Genomic DNA, 2,616 nt, shown 5'->3' on the forward strand with positions numbered 1-2,616 from the left:
GCTAATACCCAAGTTTATATATTAGATCAAAACCTCCAACCAGTATCAATAGGAGAAGCTGGCGAATTGTACATTGGTGGTGACGGATTAGCTAGAGGCTATTTAAACCGTCCCGATTTGACTGCCGAAAAATTTATTTTTCACTCATTTGATAGCAATTTAGAAACGCGCCTTTACAAGACTGGAGATTTAGCTCGTTATCTTCCAGATGGCAAAGTAGAATTCTTAGGTCGTATTGACAATCAGGTAAAAATTCGCGGTTTCAGAATTGAACTAGGTGAAATTGAGCGGGAAATTGCACAACATCCTGATGTTCGGGAAATTGTCGTTTTAGCTCGTCAGGATGAAGCAGCTGAAAAACAGTTGACAGCTTATATTGTTCCTCACTATAACAGTGGATATACGCACAATAAATTACGTGGTTTCTTACAACAGCGACTACCTAATTACATGGTGCCATCAGCATTTGTGATGTTAGAGTCGCTGCCTTTGACTGCCAATGGTAAAGTCGATAGACATAAATTGCCAGCACCAAGTAGAGAACGTCCACAACTGGAACAAGCTTACATTTCTCCCCAAACCGATTTAGAGCGTCTGCTTGCAGGTATTTTATCCGAACTGCTCAAAATCGATCGCGTTGGGATTGATGATAATTTCTTTGATTTGGGAGCAACTTCAATCTCAATTCTCCAAGTTGCTGCGCGAATAAAACAGGAACTTGGTATTGAGCTATCTGCTGTGAAGTTATTTCAGTATTCAACGATTGGCTCTTTAGCAAACTATTTGCATTCCAACCAGAATAGCCAACCATCTTCTGACAAGCTGCAAAATCGCGCCCAACGCCAACAAGCAGCTCGGACTCGTCGTCGTAATCATCAACAAGGTGTTAAGCAATGGTAAATATGCAAGCATCCGATAACCAAGATACTAATGATGGTATTGCCATTATTGGCATGGTAGGAAGATTTCCTGGGGCTGGAAATGTTGATGAGTTTTGGCGCAATCTGTGTGAGGGATTAGAATCAACGACTTTTTTTCAAGATGACGAACTAGACCCTAGTATTGATCCGAACCTTTGTAAAGATCCTAGCTACGTGAAAGCTAGAGGAATTATTTCTGGGGGAGAAACTTTTGATGCTGCCTTCTTTGGCATTAATCCACTGGAAGCTGTGGTTATGGACCCACAAGCCAGAGTTTTTCTAGAGTTGGTTTATGAAGCTTTAGAAAATGCTGGTTATGAATCAGAATCTTTCGAGGGTTTGATTGGTTTATACGCTGGTTGCGGTCAAAATACTTATTTTGCTAGCCACATTTCTGGACGTATGGAAATTGTCGATCGCATCGGCGAGTTTCAGACGATGCTAGCCAATGAAAAAGACTTTTTGACAACCCGTGCGGCTTACAAACTCAACCTTAAAGGCCCAGCCGTCAGCGTCAATACAGCCTGTTCCACTTCTTTGGTAGCAGTCATTCAGGCTTGCCAAGCCTTAACCAGCTATCAGTGCGATTTGGCTTTGTCCGGTGGTGTATCTATGACTACACCTCAAAACAGCGGTTATATGACTCAAGAAGGCAGTATGCTCTCTGGAGATGGGCATTGTCGTCCCTTTGATGCCAGCGCTCAGGGCACAATGTTCAATAATGGCGCAGGAGTAGTTGTCCTCAAGCGTTTAGAAGATGCGCTTAATGATGGCGATCGCATCTATGCTGTAATTCGTGGTTCTGGTATTAATAATGATGGGGCTGATAAAGTAAGCTTTACCGCTCCCAGCGTAGACGGACAAGCAGAAGCCGTTGCAATGGCCCAAGCTTATGCCAACTTCCACCCAGAAACCATCTCTTATATTGAAGCTCACGGTACAGCTACACCTTTAGGCGACCCCATTGAAATTGAAGCGCTGACCCAAGCATTTCGTGTGCATACAGATGCTAAACAATTTTGTGCGATCGGCTCTCTTAAAAGCAATGTCGGACATTTAGTTGCGGCGGCTGGAGTCGCAGGTTTAATTAAAACCGCTCTCGCCCTGCATTATAAAAAGATTCCACCTAGTTTAAATTTTGAGGCTCCCAACCCCAAAATTGACTTTGCCAACAGCCCCTTCTATGTAAATACCAAACTAGCCGAATGGTCAGAAGGTGAAACTCCGCGACGAGCCGGTGTAAGTTCTTTTGGTGTCGGTGGGACTAATGCTCATATTGTGCTAGAAGAAGCGCCACAAATCCAAAGTTCAGGATCTTCGCGCCCACAGCAGCTATTGTTGCTCTCGGCAAAAACTAGTCAAGCTTTAGAGGCTGCAACAGCGAATTTACACCAACATTTGCAGTATAATTCCGAAATTAACTTAGCTGATGCAGCTTATACTTTACAGCGAGGGCGCAAAGCCTTCAACTACCGACGCAGTATAGTTTGTCACGACATCACAGATGCGATCGCAGCGCTGCAATCTTTAGATCCAAATCAAGTAAATACCCGGCATACAGAAATCCGCAATCCAGCCGTTGTCTTCATGTTCCCCGGACAAGGATCGCAATATGTAGACATGGGACTGAATCTCTACAACCGCGAACCTGTGTTTCAGGAGGTAGTAGATGAATGTGCTGAAATCCTTAAACCTT

Annotated in this window: 2 protein-coding genes; both read left to right on the plus strand. The window is 43.8% G+C overall.

Annotation, left to right across the window (positions count from 1 at the left end; genetic code table 11):
- The coding region (locus tag RRG12_RS42715; RefSeq protein WP_420763256.1) for a non-ribosomal peptide synthetase at positions 1-900 on the plus strand (900 nt) is incomplete at its 5' end.
- The coding region (locus RRG12_RS42720) for a type I polyketide synthase (protein WP_420763257.1) at positions 894-2,616 on the plus strand (1,723 nt) is incomplete at its 3' end. The genes RRG12_RS42715 and RRG12_RS42720, both read left to right, overlap by 7 nt.

The organism is Nostoc sp. CALU 546 (assembly GCF_048836525.1).